General features: G+C 53.0%; 18 protein-coding genes. 15 read left to right on the forward strand and 3 right to left on the reverse strand.

Annotation, left to right across the window (positions count from 1 at the left end; translation table 11 throughout):
* Nucleotides 1-93: 93 nt before the first annotated feature.
* The 6 genes from METMI_RS0112245 (at nucleotide 94) to METMI_RS0112270 (ending at nucleotide 5,146) form a co-directional block, all read left to right on the forward strand.
* Nucleotides 94-1,251: a M20 aminoacylase family protein gene (locus METMI_RS0112245; protein WP_019866587.1), complete on the forward strand. Its 1,158-nt coding sequence runs from the start codon at nucleotides 94-96 to the stop codon at nucleotides 1,249-1,251.
* A gap of 132 nt (nucleotides 1,252-1,383) precedes the next feature.
* Nucleotides 1,384-2,385 carry a CobW family GTP-binding protein gene (locus METMI_RS0112250; protein ID WP_019866588.1) on the forward strand — a complete coding sequence of 334 codons (1,002 nt, stop codon included), beginning with the start codon at nucleotides 1,384-1,386 and terminating at the stop codon, nucleotides 2,383-2,385.
* 265 nt (nucleotides 2,386-2,650) lie between these two features.
* Nucleotides 2,651-3,103 carry a Fe-S cluster assembly sulfur transfer protein SufU gene (sufU, locus tag METMI_RS0112255; RefSeq protein WP_019866589.1) on the forward strand — a complete coding sequence of 151 codons (453 nt, stop codon included), beginning with the start codon at nucleotides 2,651-2,653 and terminating at the stop codon, nucleotides 3,101-3,103.
* A gap of 28 nt (nucleotides 3,104-3,131) precedes the next feature.
* The gene (locus tag METMI_RS23900; protein ID WP_019866590.1) at nucleotides 3,132-3,932 is read left to right on the forward strand and encodes a hypothetical protein; all 801 of its coding nucleotides are present in this window, start codon (nucleotides 3,132-3,134) and stop codon (nucleotides 3,930-3,932) included.
* A gap of 21 nt (nucleotides 3,933-3,953) precedes the next feature.
* The gene (locus tag METMI_RS0112265; protein ID WP_029151663.1) at nucleotides 3,954-4,739 is read left to right on the forward strand and encodes a class I SAM-dependent methyltransferase; all 786 of its coding nucleotides are present in this window, start codon (nucleotides 3,954-3,956) and stop codon (nucleotides 4,737-4,739) included.
* An 86-nt stretch (nucleotides 4,740-4,825) separates the two neighbouring features.
* Nucleotides 4,826-5,146 carry a Rieske 2Fe-2S domain-containing protein gene (locus METMI_RS0112270; protein ID WP_019866592.1) on the forward strand — a complete coding sequence of 107 codons (321 nt, stop codon included), beginning with the start codon at nucleotides 4,826-4,828 and terminating at the stop codon, nucleotides 5,144-5,146.
* A 191-nt stretch (nucleotides 5,147-5,337) separates the two neighbouring features.
* Here the strand turns inward: METMI_RS0112270 and METMI_RS0112275 are convergent, their stop codons facing one another.
* Nucleotides 5,338-5,796 carry a MarR family winged helix-turn-helix transcriptional regulator gene (locus tag METMI_RS0112275; RefSeq protein WP_040572788.1) on the reverse strand — a complete coding sequence of 153 codons (459 nt, stop codon included), beginning with the start codon at nucleotides 5,794-5,796 and terminating at the stop codon, nucleotides 5,338-5,340.
* A gap of 390 nt (nucleotides 5,797-6,186) precedes the next feature.
* Between METMI_RS0112275 and METMI_RS0112280 the strand changes: the two genes are divergently transcribed.
* The 3 genes from METMI_RS0112280 to METMI_RS0112295 all read left to right on the forward strand — a co-directional run bounded on the left by METMI_RS0112280 (nucleotide 6,187) and on the right by METMI_RS0112295 (nucleotide 10,781).
* Nucleotides 6,187-6,576, forward strand: coding sequence for a hypothetical protein (locus METMI_RS0112280; protein ID WP_019866594.1), 390 nt, complete (start codon nucleotides 6,187-6,189; stop codon nucleotides 6,574-6,576).
* A 213-nt stretch (nucleotides 6,577-6,789) separates the two neighbouring features.
* Entirely contained in the window at nucleotides 6,790-8,562 is a 1,773-nt protein-coding gene (locus METMI_RS25480; RefSeq protein ID WP_269634424.1) for a sigma 54-interacting transcriptional regulator, read from the forward strand.
* Nucleotides 8,563-8,861: 299 nt separating this feature from the next.
* Nucleotides 8,862-10,781, forward strand: coding sequence for an ABC transporter substrate-binding protein (locus METMI_RS0112295; RefSeq protein WP_019866597.1), 1,920 nt, complete (start codon nucleotides 8,862-8,864; stop codon nucleotides 10,779-10,781).
* 61 nt (nucleotides 10,782-10,842) lie between these two features.
* Here the strand turns inward: METMI_RS0112295 and METMI_RS0112300 are convergent, their stop codons facing one another.
* Complete coding sequence (locus tag METMI_RS0112300; RefSeq protein ID WP_019866598.1) at nucleotides 10,843-11,169, reverse strand: antibiotic biosynthesis monooxygenase family protein; 327 nt, start codon at nucleotides 11,167-11,169, stop codon at nucleotides 10,843-10,845.
* A gap of 511 nt (nucleotides 11,170-11,680) precedes the next feature.
* Nucleotides 11,681-12,895, reverse strand: coding sequence for a PepSY-associated TM helix domain-containing protein (locus tag METMI_RS0112310; RefSeq protein ID WP_019866600.1), 1,215 nt, complete (start codon nucleotides 12,893-12,895; stop codon nucleotides 11,681-11,683).
* A gap of 495 nt (nucleotides 12,896-13,390) precedes the next feature.
* On the opposite strand from METMI_RS0112310, the gene METMI_RS0112320 reads away from it, so the two are divergent.
* The 6 genes from METMI_RS0112320 to leuD all read left to right on the forward strand — a co-directional run bounded on the left by METMI_RS0112320 (nucleotide 13,391) and on the right by leuD (nucleotide 18,923).
* Nucleotides 13,391-14,140 carry a hypothetical protein gene (locus tag METMI_RS0112320; protein WP_019866602.1) on the forward strand — a complete coding sequence of 250 codons (750 nt, stop codon included), beginning with the start codon at nucleotides 13,391-13,393 and terminating at the stop codon, nucleotides 14,138-14,140.
* A 272-nt stretch (nucleotides 14,141-14,412) separates the two neighbouring features.
* Entirely contained in the window at nucleotides 14,413-15,204 is a 792-nt protein-coding gene (thiD, locus tag METMI_RS0112330) for a bifunctional hydroxymethylpyrimidine kinase/phosphomethylpyrimidine kinase (RefSeq protein ID WP_019866604.1), read from the forward strand.
* Nucleotides 15,201-15,842, forward strand: coding sequence for a thiamine phosphate synthase (gene thiE, locus METMI_RS0112335; RefSeq protein WP_019866605.1), 642 nt, complete (start codon nucleotides 15,201-15,203; stop codon nucleotides 15,840-15,842). Before thiD ends, thiE begins: the two co-directional genes overlap by 4 nt.
* 156 nt (nucleotides 15,843-15,998) lie before the next feature.
* A complete protein-coding gene (gene adk / locus METMI_RS0112340; RefSeq protein ID WP_019866606.1) occupies nucleotides 15,999-16,637 on the forward strand; it encodes an adenylate kinase in 639 nt (212 codons plus the stop codon).
* A gap of 67 nt (nucleotides 16,638-16,704) precedes the next feature.
* On the forward strand, nucleotides 16,705-18,114 hold the full coding sequence (gene leuC, locus METMI_RS0112345) for a 3-isopropylmalate dehydratase large subunit (RefSeq protein WP_019866607.1): 1,410 nt from the start codon (nucleotides 16,705-16,707) through the stop codon (nucleotides 18,112-18,114).
* A gap of 170 nt (nucleotides 18,115-18,284) precedes the next feature.
* On the forward strand, nucleotides 18,285-18,923 hold the full coding sequence (leuD, locus tag METMI_RS0112355) for a 3-isopropylmalate dehydratase small subunit (protein ID WP_019866609.1): 639 nt from the start codon (nucleotides 18,285-18,287) through the stop codon (nucleotides 18,921-18,923).
* Nucleotides 18,924-18,930 lie beyond the last annotated feature (7 nt).

The raw sequence follows: 18,930 nt of genomic DNA on the forward strand, positions 1-18,930 counted from the left end.
CGTGTGGGGCGGATGTGCCACACTTATCCACGCTGATTGCCTCCTTTTCCTATGCCAACCGATGACCCAACCCTAAACGGCTTGCATCCCCGAATGCGTGAATGGCGCCGCCACCTGCACCAATATCCGGAAACCGCTTTCGAAGAAACCCAAACCGCACAATTTGTCGCCGATAGGCTCACCGAATTTGGCCTGGAGGTACACCGGGGATTAGGTAAAACGGGCGTGGTGGGGACGCTAAGGGCCGGAACCCCCGGCAAAAAAATCGCCCTGCGGGCCGACATGGACGCCTTGTTCATCCAAGAACACAACGGTTTTGCCCACAGATCCCGCCACGATGGAAAAATGCACGCCTGTGGCCATGACGGGCATACCGCTATGCTGCTAGGGGCGGCTTGCCATCTGGCCAAACACCCTAATTTTAACGGCACGGTCTATTTCATTTTCCAGCCCGCCGAAGAATGCCGTGCCGGGGCTAAGGAAATGATCCAGGACGGTTTGTTCAGCCACTTCCCCGCGGATTGCGTGTTCGGGATGCACAACTTCCCCGACATCCCCACCGGGCACTTTGCCGTCAAATCCGGCGCGATGATGGCTTCCTTTGACTGTTTTGAAATCATCATCAAAGGTGAAGCCACCCACGCCGCGATGCCGCACTTGGGCAATGACGCCATTGTCGCCGCCGCGCAACTTATCACGGCCTTGCAGACCATCGTCAGCCGCAACCTGAACCCCGCTGATGCCGCCGTGGTCAGCATCACCCAAATCCATGCGGGCGACACTTGGAACGCCATCCCTGACACCGTGACCTTACGCGGCACCTTGCGTTGCTTTAAAACGTCGCTGCAAACCGAAATCGCAGACCGCATCCAACATCTTGCCACGGGCATTTGTGCGGCATTCAAGGTCAGTGTGCAGGCCGTTTTCAACCCCGAAAACCTAGGTTATCCGGTCACTTGGAACAGCGAGGCCGAAACCGCCCTGGCCCGCCAAGCCGCCACCGCCGTGGTGGGCATGGACTGTGTGGACTTGCATCCTGTGCCCAGCATGGGCTCGGAAGATTTCGCCTTTATGTTGCAGGAAAAACCCGGTTGCTACCTTTGGATAGGCAATGGCCCGTCCGCCAACAGCTGCTTGTTGCACAACCCGCATTACGATTTTAATGACGGGATATTGCCGATAGGGGCGGCGTATTGGGTTAAGTTGGTGGAGACGGTGTGTGCAGATGCCGAGAAGCAATTCTCATTATGACACTTAGCAAAGTAGGCTGGGGTGACGCAAGGAACCCCAGCAGAGTGGCTTGTGGTGCTGGGACTGCGCCACCGCTTCATCCCAGCCTACGACACGAAGGTTAAAAGACTTTTGGACGGTTACTTATGACTTATGGCTAACGGCATTGGCTTGGGCTCCTCCCCGCAGATTGACCCGCGCATCCCGGTGACTCTTCTCAGCGGCTTCCTAGGCAGCGGCAAAACTACTTTGCTCAACCGTCTGCTAAGCCAGGCGCCACGTTCGGCAGTCATCATCAATGAGTTTGGCAGCACGCCGATAGACCAGCAATTGCTTAGGGAGCACAATATCCCGCTGAGCACTTTGGCTGGCGGGTGCCTGTGTTGCCAAGTGATGGGCTCGCTGGCGCCGTTGTTAAAAAATTTGCGGATGGCGTGGGATGCCCATCCGTCCGGCTCCAGCCATGGCAAGCCATTTGACCGGGTCTTTATCGAAACCAGCGGCGTCGCCAATCCCGCACCGGTGTTGGACATATTGTTGCGGGAACGTTGGTTGGCCGCCCGTTACCGTTTGGACGGGATCATTACGATGGTGTCGGCGGCTCAAGGCGCCGAGGCGCTATGCCGGTTCCCCGAAGCGCAGGCGCAGGTAGTTTGGGCGGATGTGCTGGTCATCACCCAAGCCGATTTGGCAACGGCAGGGCAAATCGGGGCGTTGACGGAACAATTGGGCCACTTGGCTCCGGCAACCCCGTGTTTGCGGGCAGACCAAGGGGTTATCGGCTTGGAATCCCTCATGGCTTTTGTGAGGCCAGAAGCTCCCCGGCTGAGAAAGGTGGCGCCGGTTCCGGGCCACAATTTTCATAGCGTCTGTGTGCAACTGGACCAGCCGCTGGTTTGGGGACGGTTAAGGCCGGTCTTGGCAAGTTTACTAAACCGATACCCAGGGCAATTGGTGCGTTTAAAAGGCGTGGTTTATACCCTTGATGGGAGCGGGCCCCTGGTTGTGCAGGGCGCTACCGGAACGCTTTTTCCGCCCGTCCGCTTGCCTGCAACGGCGGCTGATGACGGGCGCGGGCGGTTGGTGTTCATCACCGATGGCGAGATCCCCGGCTTGCCTCACATTGTCATCGAGATGATACGGGCTGGCGCCTGAGCGCGCTGTGTCGGGCCATGGAATCCGGTTTTTCAAAACCTTTGGGGGATTACAGTCCGATAAGGTGGGGTGGCGGGAATTTAAAAAGGTTAATTATTGACGTGGCTATAGGGGGTGGCAAGATAATAGCCTAAACTAAGCGGTTATAAAACGGCAGAAGCGAAACTGCAAACAGAGCCGGAATCGCTGGTGAACTTGAAAATGGCCAAGGTTGCCCCACAATCCTCAGTCATTTTGGAACTGAACACAATTACAGAGACTAACCATGTTTGAAGACCTACGCGACCTCTATCAAGAGGTCATATTTGACCATAACCGCAACCCGCGCAATTTCCGCGTCATTGACCATCCTGACCGTAAGGTGGAAGGTTTTAACCCTTTATGCGGCGACCGTTTGACGCTGTATTTAAAAATGGACGGCGGCACCATACAAGACGCCAGTTTCCAAGGTTCCGGTTGTGCGATTTCCACGGCTTCCGTGTCCTTGATGACGGAAATCATCAAAGGCAAAACTGAAGCGGAAGCGGAGGCTTTGTTCAAGACTTTCCACGACATGACCACGGGCAAAGGCGAAGACATCCAACTGGAAGCGGTAGGTAAGCTGGCGGTGTTGGCGGGCGTGCGGGAGTATCCGGCGCGGGTGAAGTGCGCGACCTTGGCGTGGCATACCTTGGATGCGGCATTGAAGAACGAAACCCAAGCCATTTCTACGGAATAAGCAGCAAACCATTAGGGGGGCGTTGAAAATGATTCATCGTAAATTTTTCGCCATGGCCGTCATGATAGTGGCAATGACCGCTTGTGCCAATAATCAGGACATCAGTGGTTATAACCCTATTGCACGCCCTTATTTACCGGTGGACATCAGTGTGCAAAGTGATAATGGCGGGGGCTTGCAACAGCTGCCTGTCAGTGGCAATACAGCGGATTACCGTGCTTATGTAGCCGCCATGCCGAATGAGCGTTATAAATTGCGTGTGGCCAATAACAGCCGGCAGCGGGTCGGTGTCGTCATTGCCGTGGATGGGCGTAATATCATCAGCGGCCAGCAGTCGTGGTTACGCAATAATGAGCGCATGTACATTCTGGATCCGTATACCAGCGCTGAATATGAAGGCTGGCGCACCGGGGCGGACCAAGTCAACCGTTTTTATTTTACTGAGGCGGGCAACTCTTATGCGGCGGCCTGGGGAGACACCTCTGCACTGGGTGTCATTGCCATGGCGGTCTATGCCGAGCTACCACGTCCGGAAATCTATGGCCGGATGTCAGGGGCGGCGGAGGGGGCGGCTGGTGATTCAGGGGGCTTGGCCAGGCAAGCCGCGCCAGGGACAGGTTTTGGCGAAACCAGGTTTTCACCCAGCTATACGGTGAATTTTGAGCCGCTCCCGGATCCGATAGAAAAAGTGTTTCTTAAATACGAATGGCGCGAGACCCTGTGTGCCAAACGGATTTTGCCGGACTGCCGGAGAAGTGTCGGGGGCACGGATGACAACCGTTTCTGGCCCAATAACGGTGGTTATGCCCCGCCGCCACCTCGCCGCTAAGCCAGGGTTACCTTATTGCAAATGACTATTACGCAGCCTGGATACGTGGGAAAACTGGCGGTACTTTATGATGGGCATGGTGATATTTCGCCATTTCAACAGCTTGCAGAAAGGCTTGCTGTGCCGTTAAGAAACTCATCAGAAGCAGGCTTTGACCAGCATGAGGCGTTTTTTTTAAGCTGGCGCGATGGCTGCCTAAAACTGCTCGATAAAGAGTTGTTGAAAAAAGGCGGTATGGCGGTTGAAATCGGGCCGCGCCAAGGTGAGCAACGCTCTTGGCCAGCACCTAAAGACGGGGCGTTGGCGAAAGCCTTGGGGCGCAAAACCAAAACCGTGGTGGACGCGACCACGGGCTGGGGGCAGGACAGCCTGCATATTTTCCGCATGGGTTATGAGTTGTTGTGTATGGAACGCTCGCCGCTGATGGCGGTTCTGCTTGCCGATGGCTTCAAGCGGTTGGCGCAGGAGGAGTGGATGCAACGCTTGCAGTTGGAGCCGCCACGTTTGCTGGTGGGCAATGCGGTTGAATTGCTGGCTGGGCTGCCGGAACCGCCGGATTGCATTTATCTCGACCCGATGTTCCCGCCCAAACGCAAAAAATCGGCCCTGGCGAAAAAATCCATGGTAGTGCTGCGGGATTTGTTAGGCGATGATGAGGACAAAGCCGGGCTATTTGCTGCGGCGATGCAAGCCACGGGCAAGCGGGTGGTGGTGAAAAGCCCTGATTATGCCGAACCGTTAGGGGGTAAGCCGAGCGACAGTTTTCACGGTAAGCTGTTGCGGTATGATGTTTTTTTGAAGAATTGACTTTAGGACGGGCTTCTTTTCGTCCGGAACCATCCTGCGCGGGTTTGTTGGATGGCCTGTAATACAAAGAATGTGGAGGATCAATTATGTCAGGTTGGGTGGATGCCATTAACGGGGAAGCCTTGGCGGATGGCGAACACGTCGTCGTTGATGTTGATGGTACGGATGTCGCGGTGTTTAAGATTGACGGGCTGTGTTATGCGATTGAAGACGTGTGCACCCATGACGGGGCAGAAATCGCCAGCGGCGTGCTTGACGGCGATGAAATTGTCTGTCCACGGCACGGCGCGCGGTTTTGTGTGAAGACCGGGGCGGTCAAATCCGCCCCGGCTTATGAAGCTATCGCCTGTTTTCCGGTACGGATGGAAAACGGCAAAATACAGGTTAGGGATGACCGTTGGGATTGACCCTTTAGGAGTACGGCGTGGGAAACTGGGCGCTTTACGCAGTGGTTTCTAGGTTTTTCGCAGGCCCCACACTCCGGTGCTTGCCAAAATGGGCGTGTCCGGCATGGCCACCGCATCGCCTTACATTTTCCGCCTCCCCCATTTTATCCCAGTGTCGCTACCACGCCATGGGCGGCAACCATAATCATCCCCTATTGTGGCAATTGCGTTTTTTTCTGCGTTGATAGGATGGCCTCATGCAGGCGTCTTAAATGGCCTTCAAGCGCATGGATGTCTTCCGGCGAATAACTGGCAAATAGTCGCCCAATAAACAGCAAGTGCTCTGAGAACGTGCGTTCGTACAAGTCATTGCCTGCTTCAGTCAAGCGGATGCTCTGGCTGCGCCCGTCGGTTTCTGACGCAACGCGTTGGACTAGGCCTTTATCTTCCAAGCGGCTGATGACGCCTGTTAATGTCCCTTTGGTGATCAAGGTCTTTTCGCCTAGTTTTTTATAGGGCATGCCGGGTGTGTTGCCTAAGGTGATGATGACGTCAAATTGCGGCAAGGTCAGGTCAAGCTTGTGGACATGGCTGGCGGCATAAGCCAAAAACGCCTGGTGTGTCCGTAACAGCTCACGGAGCACCGTAGGGAATGTTGCAGGTATATCCATTGGATTAGGGTCAATAGTTTTAGTTAGGACAAAACAATACCGCTATTTTTGATGCTTGGCTATCAAAACTGTTTATAAATTGACCCATTACGCAACGCTTGCGGGTACGGTGTCGCCATCGGCATGCGGTAGGCATTTGGAAAATCCATCTGGGTAAACATGTAATCAACTGATAAATAAAACGTATTTAAATAAATGTGTATAAAAATGCTGGCAGGCCAGGCAAATCCTGAAAAATAGTTCTGATTAGAACAATAAATAGTTTTAATTAGAACTAAATATGCTATGATTTGGCCATCCTAGCCATTAGCCTAAATCGCCCTGTGCTAAAGGACGTAGTTAGTTGTTAGGTGCCAGCAATTTTTATTTATCTACCGTGAGGTTTATCCCATGAACACATCCAAAAAAATTTTAGTCCCTTTGGTTATGGCGGTCTCTTTGGCTGCCATATCGTCCAATGCCTTTGCTGTCGCCAACCCCTCGTATGAAGAGGTCAAAGCGGCGATCACCCATACCTTGGCTAAAGTGGAAGAAGCCCAAACCGCCCTGGACAATGGCGCCAACAATGAAGCGTTGATTGATATGGTCAGCGATGCCCGCCAGTTGCAAAAGGACATTGCCAACAACGTGCTGGATGTAAAACGTAACCAAGCCAGCAATGTGTTGAAACAAGCGCGTACGGCGCTCCAGAAAAATGAGGTGGATACGGCCAAAGCGGCTTTGGCCGATGCGGTTAACCGGTATAAAGAAATCCAACAGCTCTACGCTTCCACCCATTGATTTAACGGGTGGCGGTAAGCCACTTTAGCGGTTTGCGTAAACTAAGCCCTTACCTGGAAACTCTGGGTAAGGGTTTTTTATGCGTGTAGAATAATTGCAGGGCTTAAGGTGTTGCCTAAACCTTAAGAAGAAGGCCATCGCAAAAACAAACATCAGGCTGCTACCAGGGAGGCGATCCTGAAAAACCTAACCAACGACACTTTCGCCGAGCATTTGCTGCACTACATGCCAGTGGCGGCATTTGTCCTGGACACCCGCCATCGGGTGGTGATTTGGAACAGCGCCTGCGGGCAATTGACCGGGCTGGAGGCCGAGGGCATGCTTGGCACCGACCAGCATTGGCGGGGCTTTTATAGTGAACCGCGCCCTTGCCTTGCTGATCTGCTGCTAGACCGCTCGCTAGGCAAGCTGTCCAGCTTTTACGAAAAAGCCGGCGATTTTGACGCCGATGCACTCACCCTGCACACCGAAAACTGGTGCCCGATGCCGGATGGCCGCAGGCTGTACCTGGTCATTGACGCCGCAGCCATCACCGGCGACAACGGCGAGGTGGTGGCCGTCGTCGAAACCCAGCGTGACCGTACCGAGCAAAGGTTGATGATGCAGGCGCTGGAAGAAAGCGAGCAACGCTTTGCCGCGATACTCGGCTCGGCGATGGATGCCATTATCGCGATCGACCAGCAGCAGCGCATCACCCTATTCAACGCCGCCTCGGAGCGCATCTTCCGTTGCGCCGCCGACCTTGCCATCGGCCAGCCCGTGGAGCGTTTCATCGCGCCGGATTGCCGCAGCTTGTTCAAACGCTTTTTGTCTTTCGAAGACCACGCCGCAAAAACGCCGACCTGGGTGCCGGAAGGCTTGACCGCCCGCCGCGCCGATGGCGAAGAATTCGCCATTGAAGTCACCTTCTCGCCTCTGGACACCGGCGGGCAGCGGCTGTACACGATGATCCTGCGCGACGTTAACGACCGCCGCCAGGCCGAACAACAACTCGACCGTCTGCAACTGGAAAAAGGCTACTTGCAGGAAGTGATCGACTACGAGCACAACTTCGGCGAGATCGTCAGCGGCTCCAGGGAAATGCGCGCAGTCTTCGAACAGGCCAGGATGGTCGCCCGCACCGACACGCCGGTGCTGCTGCTCGGCGAAACCGGCACCGGCAAGGAACTGCTGGCCCGCGGCATCCATGAGCTGAGCGACCGCAGCAAAGCCATCCTGGTCAAGGTCAATTGCGCCGCGCTGCCCGGCGAATTGATCGAAAGCGAACTGTTCGGCCATGAAAAAGGCGCGTTCACCGGCGCCACCCAGCAACGCAAAGGCCGTTTTGAACTCGCCAACGGCGGCAGCCTGCTGCTGGACGAACTGGGCGAATTGCCCCCGGCGGCGCAAGCCAAACTGCTGCGCGTCTTGCAGGAACAGGAGTTCGAGCGGGTCGGCGGCAGCGAGACCTTGAAAGTGAATGTCCGCGTGATCGCCGCCACCAACCGCAATCTTGCCGGCGAGGTCACGCAGGGACGGTTCCGGGCGGATTTGTACTATCGCCTGAATGTGTTTCCCATCGAAGTGCCCGCCCTACGCGAACGCCAAACCGACATCCCGTTGCTGGCGAGATTTTTCCTGGCTAAATACGCGCAAAAATTCGGCAAGCGCATCGGCCATATCGACCCCGCCGCCATGGAACAGCTGCTGAATTACCCCTGGCCCGGCAATGTGCGCGAATTGCAAAACGTCATCGAACGGGCCGTGATACTTTCCCAGGGGGCGGCGCTTGATGTCAGTGCCCTGATAAACTTACACGCCGGCCCCCCGGCCAAGAATGTCCGGTTGGGTACCCTGGAAGACGTGGAGCGTGACCATATTCTGCATGTACTGGAAGAAACTGGCTGGACTATTTCCGGTGCCAAGGGGGCCGCTGCTATACTAGGTATGAACCCTAACACCTTGCGTTCACGTATGCAGAAACTGGGGATAACGCGGCAGGGTTGAGCGCCATCCCTTCAAAAATGGGCTCCAAGTGGTGTCCACGAACAGCACGAAAGATTCGGAATAGGCCGCCCCGCAGGATGTTAAGTGCTTAAGCCTATTGGCGGGCGGCTTTGTAAAACCCGTCCCGCTGAATACTTTCGTGTTTTGCGGCGTGTGTGGATATTCGCCGTGTATCCTTTTAGGCATTAAAAAATGATGGATTTTCCAGGGTATGGGCTCTACGTGTTTTGCTTGCCGCCTTCCGTTTGGAATAGGGTCATGACAACTTTTTTGGAATAAAGGCATTGGCGGACGTGAATATGGTTAACGGGCGCAAACATCTTATCTATACCTTGTCGCTAGCCGTTTTGCTGCTGGGCATCAATCCGGCATGGGCAGTTGAATTGGATGCGGTTACCCTGCAATTGAAATGGAAGCATCAATTTCAATTTGCCGGATACTATGCGGCTAAGGAAAAAGGCTTTTACCAAGAAGCGGGGCTTGATGTCGCCATTATTGAAGCGGCGCCCGGTGTAGACCCTACCCAAGAAGTGCTCGCAGGCCGTGCGCAGTTTGGCGTCGGCACCAGCGAGCTGGTTTTGCGCCGTTATCGCGGCGATCCGGTTGTCGTGTTGGGCGTCATTTTCCAGCATTCACCGCTGAGCCTGATCACCCTGGCTAAATCGGGGATCGACAACATCCATAAGCTGGTGGACCGCAAAGTGATGATTGAACCAGGGTCGTCAGAGCTGTTTGCCTATCTGTTCCAGGAAGGCTTCACCCAAAAAGCCTTCAACTTACAGCATCATAGCCTCGACTTGAACGATTTGCTGTCGGGTAAAATTGATGCCATGTCGGTGTATGTCACCGATGAACTTTATCTGCTTGACCAGCAGCGGCTGGCTTACAACCAGTTCAGCCCACGGATGAGCGGCATCGATTTTTATGGCGACAACTTCTTTACGCTGGAATCCCAATTGGAAGAGCATCCGCAACGGGTGAAGGCATTCAGGGAAGCGACCTTGCGTGGTTGGCGTTACGCCATGCAAAATCCGGACGAAATGGTGCGGCTGATTTACGGGCGGTATTCGCAACGGCACAGCATAGGGCATTTGCAGTTTGAAGCGAAAGCGATGTATGAATTGATGCAGCCGGAACTCATCGATCCCGGCTATATGAATGTGGGGCGGTGGCAACATATTGCCCAAACCTATTACCAGCTAGGGCTATTGCCTGAGCATTTCAATGTCGATGCGATGCTGTATTTTCCTAGCAACAAACTCGACCTGAAAAAACTCCAGACGACGCTTTACTACACGGCGGGGGGGCTGTCCCTGCTGGCGCTACTGTCCATGGTTCTGTTGCGTTTCTATCGCTCTGTGCGTATCAATGAATCCAGGCTCAAAACCATGTTCGACCATGCCCCGCTTAGCTTGATCGTATTGGATGACCAAAACCGGATCCAAAGTTGGAATGCCGAAGCCGAAAAGACTTTTCTTTGGAGTGCCGAGGATATTCTGGGGAAGAACATCACGGTAATCATTCCCCCGCCCGTACGCCCCGAGGTCGAGGAAGTCCTGGCAGCGGTGCATACCGAACGCACCATCGTCCGCCACGAAAACACCAATATCAAGCGGGACGGCACCGAGATCCTTTGCGAATGGTTGAACGCCCCTTTTAAAGGCAAGCATGACCAATCCAGTTTTATCATCTGTATGGCCCGCGACATAACGGAAGCCAAGCACTTGGAGCAAAGGCTGGAACATGCCGCCCATTATGACAGCCTAACCTTGTTACCCAACCGGACACTGGTTTTTAACGAGCTGAAACGCTCATTGGCGATTGCCGCACGCCAAAAAACCAAATTGGCGATCCTGTTCCTCGATTTAAATGATTTTAAAGCGGTTAACGATAATTTGGGCCACGAATCGGGGGACATGCTGTTGGTCAATGTCGCCCAACGTTTCCCGCAAGCCATCCGCGAGAGCGACTATGCCGGCAGGTTGGGCGGCGATGAATTTTTGATCATTTTGCAAGACATCGGCTCGCTTGAAAATGCGCAGATGGTTGCTGATCAATTGCAGGGCCTGATTTGCCAACCTTATATGATCAAGGGCCAAGTGGCCACCATCGGCGCCAGCATCGGCATTAGCCTTTATCCCGACGACGCGACCGAAATCAACCAACTGATCCACAAAGCCGACCAAGAAATGTACCAAGCCAAACATGGGGTGCAATAACCCGGAAGCCGCTTCACCGTCGGAGTAACCAAGACGCCACCCGCGCCGGTACCACGGGTGCTCAGGAATCCGCCCCAATGGGCTGGAGCCGGGCTTTTTGCTCAAAAACCAACTCATAATGCTCCACTGTGGGAAATGGGCTATAGAAATGGTGGAGCAACTTTTTCCATTCCTGATACCGGGGTGATGTGCGGAAGCCAATGGTGTGCGCTTCAAGGGTCTGCCAATGAACTAGCAGGATATAGCGGCTTTCATTTTCCACGCAATGTTGAAGCTGATGTGAGACATAGCCCGGCATGCTGGAGATGATGGCTGACGCGGTACGGAATGCGGCCTCAAACTCAGCCTCTTTGCCAGGGATAATATTAAGGACTGCCATTTCAAGCATAGGTTTTCCGAAATTCTAACGTTAAGGGGTGCCGCCCATTGTTTAACTAAAGCCACCCTCTGGTAAGGCCGGGCTTCAAAACTGGTGCATCCTTTGTATCTTAACACCCGTTGAGGTTAAAGCGCCCGGCATCTGTTGCAGAATGCCGGAATATTCCCGGAGGGCATCCAGACCCTTAGGGCAAAATTGAACAAAGGGGGCTAGCATCTTTAAATTCAAAGGGTGGCGTCGCCCAGGGAGCTTAAGCGAAACCGCCAAACTTTAATAAAAAACGAAACCGCCTGGCGATTGGGTTTGGGGTTGGTTACGCAGCACCGTAGGGTTTTAAAATTAAAGGCTATGTCACCGTTAATTGTGGAAGCCTTAAATGACACGGCTTTGAGCGAAAGCCGCAATCCGCATTAAATAAGGCTTTGCGCCGAACATAAAATTTTTTCAACAACTAACGGTGACATAGCCAAATTAAATGATAAACCAATGCCTTAATCTGGTTTCCTTACGGGTGCATTAATTATCTGGCAGCAAGCCTATGCTGTTTGGCCTTGCGTTTTTGCAACCAACGGATCACGCCTGTGACAAACAACAGCGGGCATAGCAAACCTGCGATACACACCAAGATCCTCCCTGTCCAACCAAAAGCCTGCCCCGAATGCAAAGGCCATTGCCATTGCATGAACACGTCCCCGCTGCTGCCGTGCGCAGGGTCATTGATCTCCAGCACTTCGCCCGTGCTACGGTTAAGTTGGTAACAGCGCGTGTCCAGCACATACGGGCGTAATTCCGGCACGTTGCGGAAACAAGCGCTAAAAGGGACACTCGGGTCTGCCGAAAACGAATAATACTGGGGTTGGGCTTGCGGCAATCCGTGGGTTATTTTTTGTAAGGCCTGTTCCAGCACAGCGGCGGACGTCGGCGGCAGGGGTTGCGGGGTAGCTTTTATGTCCGGCGTCAAGGGCGAAAACTGTCCGACCAACCAGCGGAATTGTTCAGGCAAATTAAAATAAATACCGGACATCAACAAGGCCAGCATCACAACTAGGCTATAAAAACCAGCGGTCTGATGTACATCGTGATTGAGCCGCTCTTTGCTGGCTTTGCGTTTGACCGTCAGCACGCGCCGCCAATTACCCGTTAACGGCCACCATAAAATTAGCCCGCTCATCACCGAAATAAAAAATAGCACGGCAAGGACGCCGACCAAGGTAACACCTGTTTCACCCAACAACAGCGCGTAATGCAGTTTAAAGAAAAACCCGGCTAAAGAATGCTTAAGCGGGTTCCAGGCATGGTAAAAGACCCGCTGGCCAACAACGTCGGCGGTAGTGGGGTTGATGAAAATATTCAGGGATTGCGCCTGCTCAGGTGCGGGGCTGGCTTCCGGGTAATAGAAACCGAAGACAGCGTTACCGTTTTCGTGGGAGGCATCCACCCATGCCGAATTCCAACCTGCCGGTGCGGCTAGGCTGGCGGCGGCGATCAGTTCATCCAGCGGTTTCCGGGTTGCGCCTGGTGCCGGTGCCGCTTGGTAAAGGCCCGGGTTGATCGCTGCGTCGAGTTCATGCCAGAACACCAGCACCGAACCTGTCAGGCCAATGACCGCCAAGAATAACCCAAGCCCCAAACCCAGCCACAAATGGGCTTGTAGCCAGAGTTTGCGGCGGGCTTTCAGGCGTTGGCGTGCTATTGCTTTATCGCTTATGTTAGATAATGGGTAGGTTCGGCTCATAATGGTTTATCCAGTCATCCGGTTGATAAAAGGTTTTGGCCTGTCATCGACTTAAGACGTATGGGGGCGGATAATCCACACTTAATAAGTGATAAAAACCGCATTTACATCCATGCGGCCGCTGGATTGAAGCTTTGGCGGACAGGCAATAGGGCGGACGGTTTCCCCGTGTTGTTTGCCGGCAACAATTGAAACAATCATGAAGTTCTATTGATACAAAGTCCTGTCATACTAGTGCCCTCTTCCAAGGACATTTGCCTATGCCTGCGTTAGTTGGATGGCCATAGGCCTAAGCTAGACAGGCGGGTTAGGGGGAGCTTTTCAGGATTGATGGCACGAGGCAAGGATCATGGTGCGCTATAGGCAACAGCCAATAAATGGCCATTCCGACCCTGATGTGGGGCGGTGAATGGCATGCCCGCCGCACGGAGGTGGTTATTCCATTAGCAATTAGAAAAACACGATCTTAACAACTTTTAAATTTGGAGAAATACTATGAAAACCCGCGTCAGTACAATTTTCCCACCCTTACGCATACGTAAATTGGCCATCGTGTTGCTTGGCTTAGGGTTTGCGGCGATAGCCCGGCCATCGTTTGCCAATGACCCTAGCCATGTGCTGTGGGCGGCTGATTTGGTCAGCCATATCCAACCAGCAAACAATGATTATGGCAGCAGCCCCAGCTATATATACTGGGCGGGTGTGAACGGCGCCACAACGTATGAAAACCGGACCCAATGTGGCTCGTTCCTGACCAACTTATTAAAACAAGCTTACGGTTGGGACAATACCGTTTTTAAAGATTGGTTCGGAAGCACTAGCCCAACTGCGGCGCAGTATCACGACGCCATTGTGTCCGGTAACGGTTTTACCGCGACCAATCTTGTGCAAAATATCGCAGTGGGCGATGTGGTCGCCATCAAATATCCAAGCGGCCAAGGCAGCACCGGCCATGTCATGCTGGTGCGTGGCCTGCCTGAAGAAGTGGCCGCAACTGCGCCCATAGTGCCCGGCACCCGCCAGTACACGGTTGCGGTTTACGATTCGTCACAAAGCGGCCACGGTGCCGACGACACCCGTAAAATGGCGGATGGCAACTGGGATACTGGCGTCGGTGCTGGTGTTTTCAGGATTTATGCCGATGAGTCCAGTGATGAAATTGTTGGCTATACCTGGAGCACTTACAGTAACTCCATTTACTACAGCCAATCCGACCGCCATTTGGTTGCTGGCGCCCTGCAATAAAAGGCGTCGTACCGAAGCCCGGCGGTTGGGGGCTTCTTGGCCACGGCTTGCCGTGGCTATGGACATCTGGTTTTTACGGCAGACGGCAAAAATGCAAGGGCGTTTGATGATGGCGATAGGCTTTTTCGGGCCATAAAAATGGCATGGGCCCTGTGGGAAGCCGCATGATTTTTGGCGAAGGTGCTGATGGCGATATAGAGTTAATGTTTGAGCCATGCTAAATTGCCAACCAATCGCCAGTATTCCCTGAATTTTTTGTAGAAGGAAGCAACATGAACCCCCATCGCCCTATTGTCCTGTCGTTTTCCGGCCACGACCCGAGTGGTGGCGCGGGTATCCAAGCGGATATTGAAACCTTGGCCAGCCATCAATGCCATTCCGCCAGTGTCATCACCGCCCTGACCGAACAGGATAGCCATAATGTCAAACGGCTGATACCGCAAGCTTCCGAAAACATCATCAGCCAAGCGCAAACCTTGCTGGATGACATGGAGGTGGACGCTTTTAAGATTGGTTTAATTGGCCAGCACGAAACCGCCCTGGCGATTTACGCGATACTCAAGCAATATCCGCATATTCCGGTGATCTTAGACCCTGTCTTGGCGGCGGGTGGCGGTGCGGATTTGACCAATGACCGCTTGGTTGCCACGATAGTGGATTTGTTGTTACCGTGCACCACGGTATTGACGCCCAATAGCAATGAAGCCCGGATCCTGGCCAATCTTGATGATCTGGAAGAATGTGGTTTATCGTTGTTGGAAGCGGGTTGTGAATATGTGTTGGTCACGGGGGCCCACGAAACGACGCCTAGTGTCCAAAACCAGCTTTTTCATGATGAGCGTTGCTGGGAAACTTATACCTGGGAGCGCTTGCCGGAAAGTTATCATGGCTCTGGTTGCACGTTGGCAACCAGTATTGCGGCCTTGATAGCACATGGTTTATCACCGGTGCAGGCGGTGTTGGAAGCCCAGGAATATACGTGGAATTCCTTGAACGCCGCATATCGGGCCGGCAAAGGGCAGCATAACCCCAACCGCTTTTTTTGGATGGAGGACGACGCATGAAATTGCCTGTCCGTGGCCTGTACGCGATCACCCAAACCGAGAAAAAATCCCCTGCCACCATTATTGAAGAAGTGACGGCCGCCATCCGTGGCGGTGCGGCCATTGTGCAATACCGCGATAAAAATCCTACCGATGCGTTGGCCTTGGCGGCTGATTTGGTGCAAGTTTGCCATCAATACCAGGTGCCGCTCATCATCAATGACCATATTGAGCTTGCCGCTGCGGTTGCCGCCGACGGCGTGCATCTTGGCAAAGACGACGGGCAGATTAGTTATGCCAGGGAACGCTTGGGGGGGGATGCCATTATCGGGGTGTCTTGTTATGACAGTATTGAAAGGGCATTGGCAGCCCAGCGGCAAGGCGCCAGCTACGTGGCTTTTGGCCGGTTTTTCCCGTCGTCATCCAAGCCCTTGGCGGCTCCGGCAAGCATCGGGACATTGTCCCAAGCCCGGCGGGTTTTAGACATACCCATTGTGGCGATAGGGGGTATCCTGCCAGAGAATGGGGGGCAATTGCTGGCGGCAGGTGCCGATTTGCTGGCAATTATAGGCGGGTTATTTGACCATCAGCCAGAATCCGCCGCCCGTGCCTATGGCGCATTATTTGGGCCAACAGATAAAGCGAATCCGTTTGAATGAAAAATTCTTCCCCATCCTGGCAAATAAGCATATTTTTAAAACAGATTAACGAAGAAGTGTTATAAAATATCCAGTTATACTTTTATCCGTTTATAAGCATTTTGGACGGGTAAACATTCTTAGCAAGTTATTATAAAAACACGACGGAGTTATTTCATGCGCATCATCCTGTTAGGGAGCCCTGGTTCTGGAAAAGGGACCCAAGCCCAGTTTATTACCGAAAAATACGGTATTCCCCAAATTTCAACCGGGGATATGTTGAGGGCGGCCGTGCGTGCAGGAACTCCGCTGGGTGTTGAAGCTAAAAAAGTCATGGATGCGGGCGGGTTGGTTTCCGATGACATAATTTTAGGCCTTATTAAGGAGCGTATTGCCCAAGACGATTGCAAGAATGGTTTCTTGCTGGACGGTTTCCCGCGTACTATTGCCCAGGCTGAAGGATTGGACGCCATGGGCGTCACTATTGACACTGTGGTTGAAATAGTCGTTGAAGATGAAGAAATTGTAAAACGCATGGCGGGCAGATGGGTGCATTTGGCGTCAGGACGTAGTTACCATGTGCAATTTAACCCGCCCAAGACCGATGGTGTTGACGATGTGACTGGGGAAACGTTGATCCAACGCGATGACGACAAAGAAGAGACCGTCCGTAAACGGCTAAGTGTTTACCATGAGCAAACCAAGCCGTTAGTCAGTTACTATGCGGCCCCTGGTAAAGGTGTCAAATTTAGTTCCATAACGGGCGTTGGGTCAGTTGACGCCATTTCCCAGAAGGTTTTTGCTATCTTAGGTTGATGCTTAGGATAGGCCGCCTTTTAAAATAAATTAGCCGCTGGTGCGGCACGATCATTTAAGATGAACTATGTCGGGTAAAACACTTTATGACAAATTATGGGAAGACCATGTCGTCTATACTGAAGACGACGGTTCTTCACTCATTTATATAGACCGCCATTTGGTGCATGAGGTCACCTCTCCCCAAGCTTTTGAAGGTTTGCGGCTAGCAGGGCGTAAGCCGTGGCGGGCGGACAGGAATTTGGCGGTGGCTGACCATAATGTGCCGACGACCGACCGTGACAAAGGCATAGCCGATCCGGTTTCCCGCCTGCAAGTTGAAACGCTTGACAGCAATTGCGCGGAATTTGGCATCACTGAATTTGCGATGAATGATGGGCGCCAAGGTATCGTGCATGTGATAGGCCCGGAACAGGGCGCGACATTGCCTGGTATGACGGTGGTGTGCGGGGATTCCCATACTTCCACGCATGGCGCATCCGGCGCCTTGGCCTTTGGTATAGGCACATCGGAAGTTGAGCACGTATTGGCAACCCAGTGCCTGGTGCAGAAAAAGGCGAAAAACCTGTTGATCAAAGTCAACGGGCAGGTTGGGTTGGGCGTGACCGCGAAAGACATTGTCCTCGCCATCATCGGCACAATCGGCACGGCAGGCGGGAACGGCCACACCATTGAGTTCGCCGGTGAAGCCATCCGTGCCTTGTCGATGGAAGGGCGGATGACGGTATGCAATATGGCGATAGAGGCGGGCGCACGGGCCGGGCTTATCGCCGTTGATGACGTCACGATTGACTATTACCGTGACCGGCCTTATTCGCCTAAAAATGGTGACTGGTATATGGCGGAACGGTTATGGCGGAACCTTCACTCTGATGCGGATGCCACTTTTGATAAAGTGGTCGAGATTGACGCCAGCATGATTGTTCCTCAAGTGACTTGGGGGACATCGCCTGAACTGGTGGTCGCCGTTGACGGGTGCGTACCTGACCCGGCATTAGAGATAAATCCCGTCAAACAACAAAGCATGGTTAGGGCATTGCAATATATGGGCTTAAGCGCCGGCCAAGCCATCACTGATATTTCCATTGATAAAGTTTTCATCGGTTCCTGCACAAATTCCAGGATAGAAGATTTAAGGGCGGCGGCCAATGTTGCAAAAGGCAAAAAAATTGCCAATAACATTAAGTTGGCGTTGGTTGTGCCGGGTTCCGGCCTTGTCAAGCGTCAGGCCGAAACGGAAGGTTTGGACAAAATATTCCTGGACGCCGGTTTTGAATGGCGTGAACCTGGGTGCTCCATGTGCTTGGCGATGAATGCCGACCGTTTGGAGGAAGGCGAGCGTTGTGCGTCAACTTCCAACCGGAATTTTGAAGGCCGGCAAGGCTATGGTGGAAGGACCCATTTAGTGAGCCCGTCCATGGCGGCCGCTGCCGCGATTGCCGGTCATTTTGTCGATGTCCGGCAATATATTGACTGATAGCCCTTTGATTATGAAACGGTTGGCCGTTTTCTATCAGCTTGATGCCTGTTTGCAACACCATTCGGGTATCAGTAAAGATTTGGAAAAAGCGGATGGGGCCATGGCAAGGCCGTGGCCTGTCCAAAAGCCCCAATCCATTTGCTTTTTAACTTTCAAACACTAAAAATATGCAAGCATTTACTTTATTGGATGGCTTGGTCGCGCCGCTAGACCGTGCCAATGTTGACACGGACGCCATTATTCCCAAACAATTCCTCAAGTCAATCCGGCGGGCCGGATTCGGGCCTTACCTATTTGATGAATGGCGGTATCTGGATCATGGCGAACCTGGGATGGATTGTGCCGGCCGGCCATTAAACCCCGATTTCTTTTTAAATAAGCCAGCGTATAAGGGCGCAGAAATTTTATTGGCCAGGGAAAATTTTGGTTGCGGTTCGTCCCGTGAACATGCGCCTTGGGCACTGGAAGATTTTGGGTTCAGGGCTATTATTGCACCGAGTTTTGCTGACATTTTCTATAATAACTGCTTTAAAAATGGCCTGTTGCCAATAGTGTTGGCTGCTGAAATTGTTGACGGCTTGTTTCAAGGCTTATCTGAAGGTTACCGGCTCCGCATTGATTTGAACGCCCAGCAAATTATCACGCCTGATGGGAAAACCATCAGGTTTGATATTGATGGGAACCGTAAATACCGGTTGTTGAATGGCCTGGATGATATTGGCCTGTCTTTGCAACATGCCGACAAGATTGCCGCATACGAAATCGAACGGGCTAAAAGGGCCCCGTGGCTGTTCGTTAAGCAGTAAATATAAT

The organism is Methylovulum miyakonense HT12 (assembly GCF_000384075.1).
Taxonomy (GTDB): Bacteria; Pseudomonadota; Gammaproteobacteria; order Methylococcales; family Methylomonadaceae; genus Methylovulum; species Methylovulum miyakonense.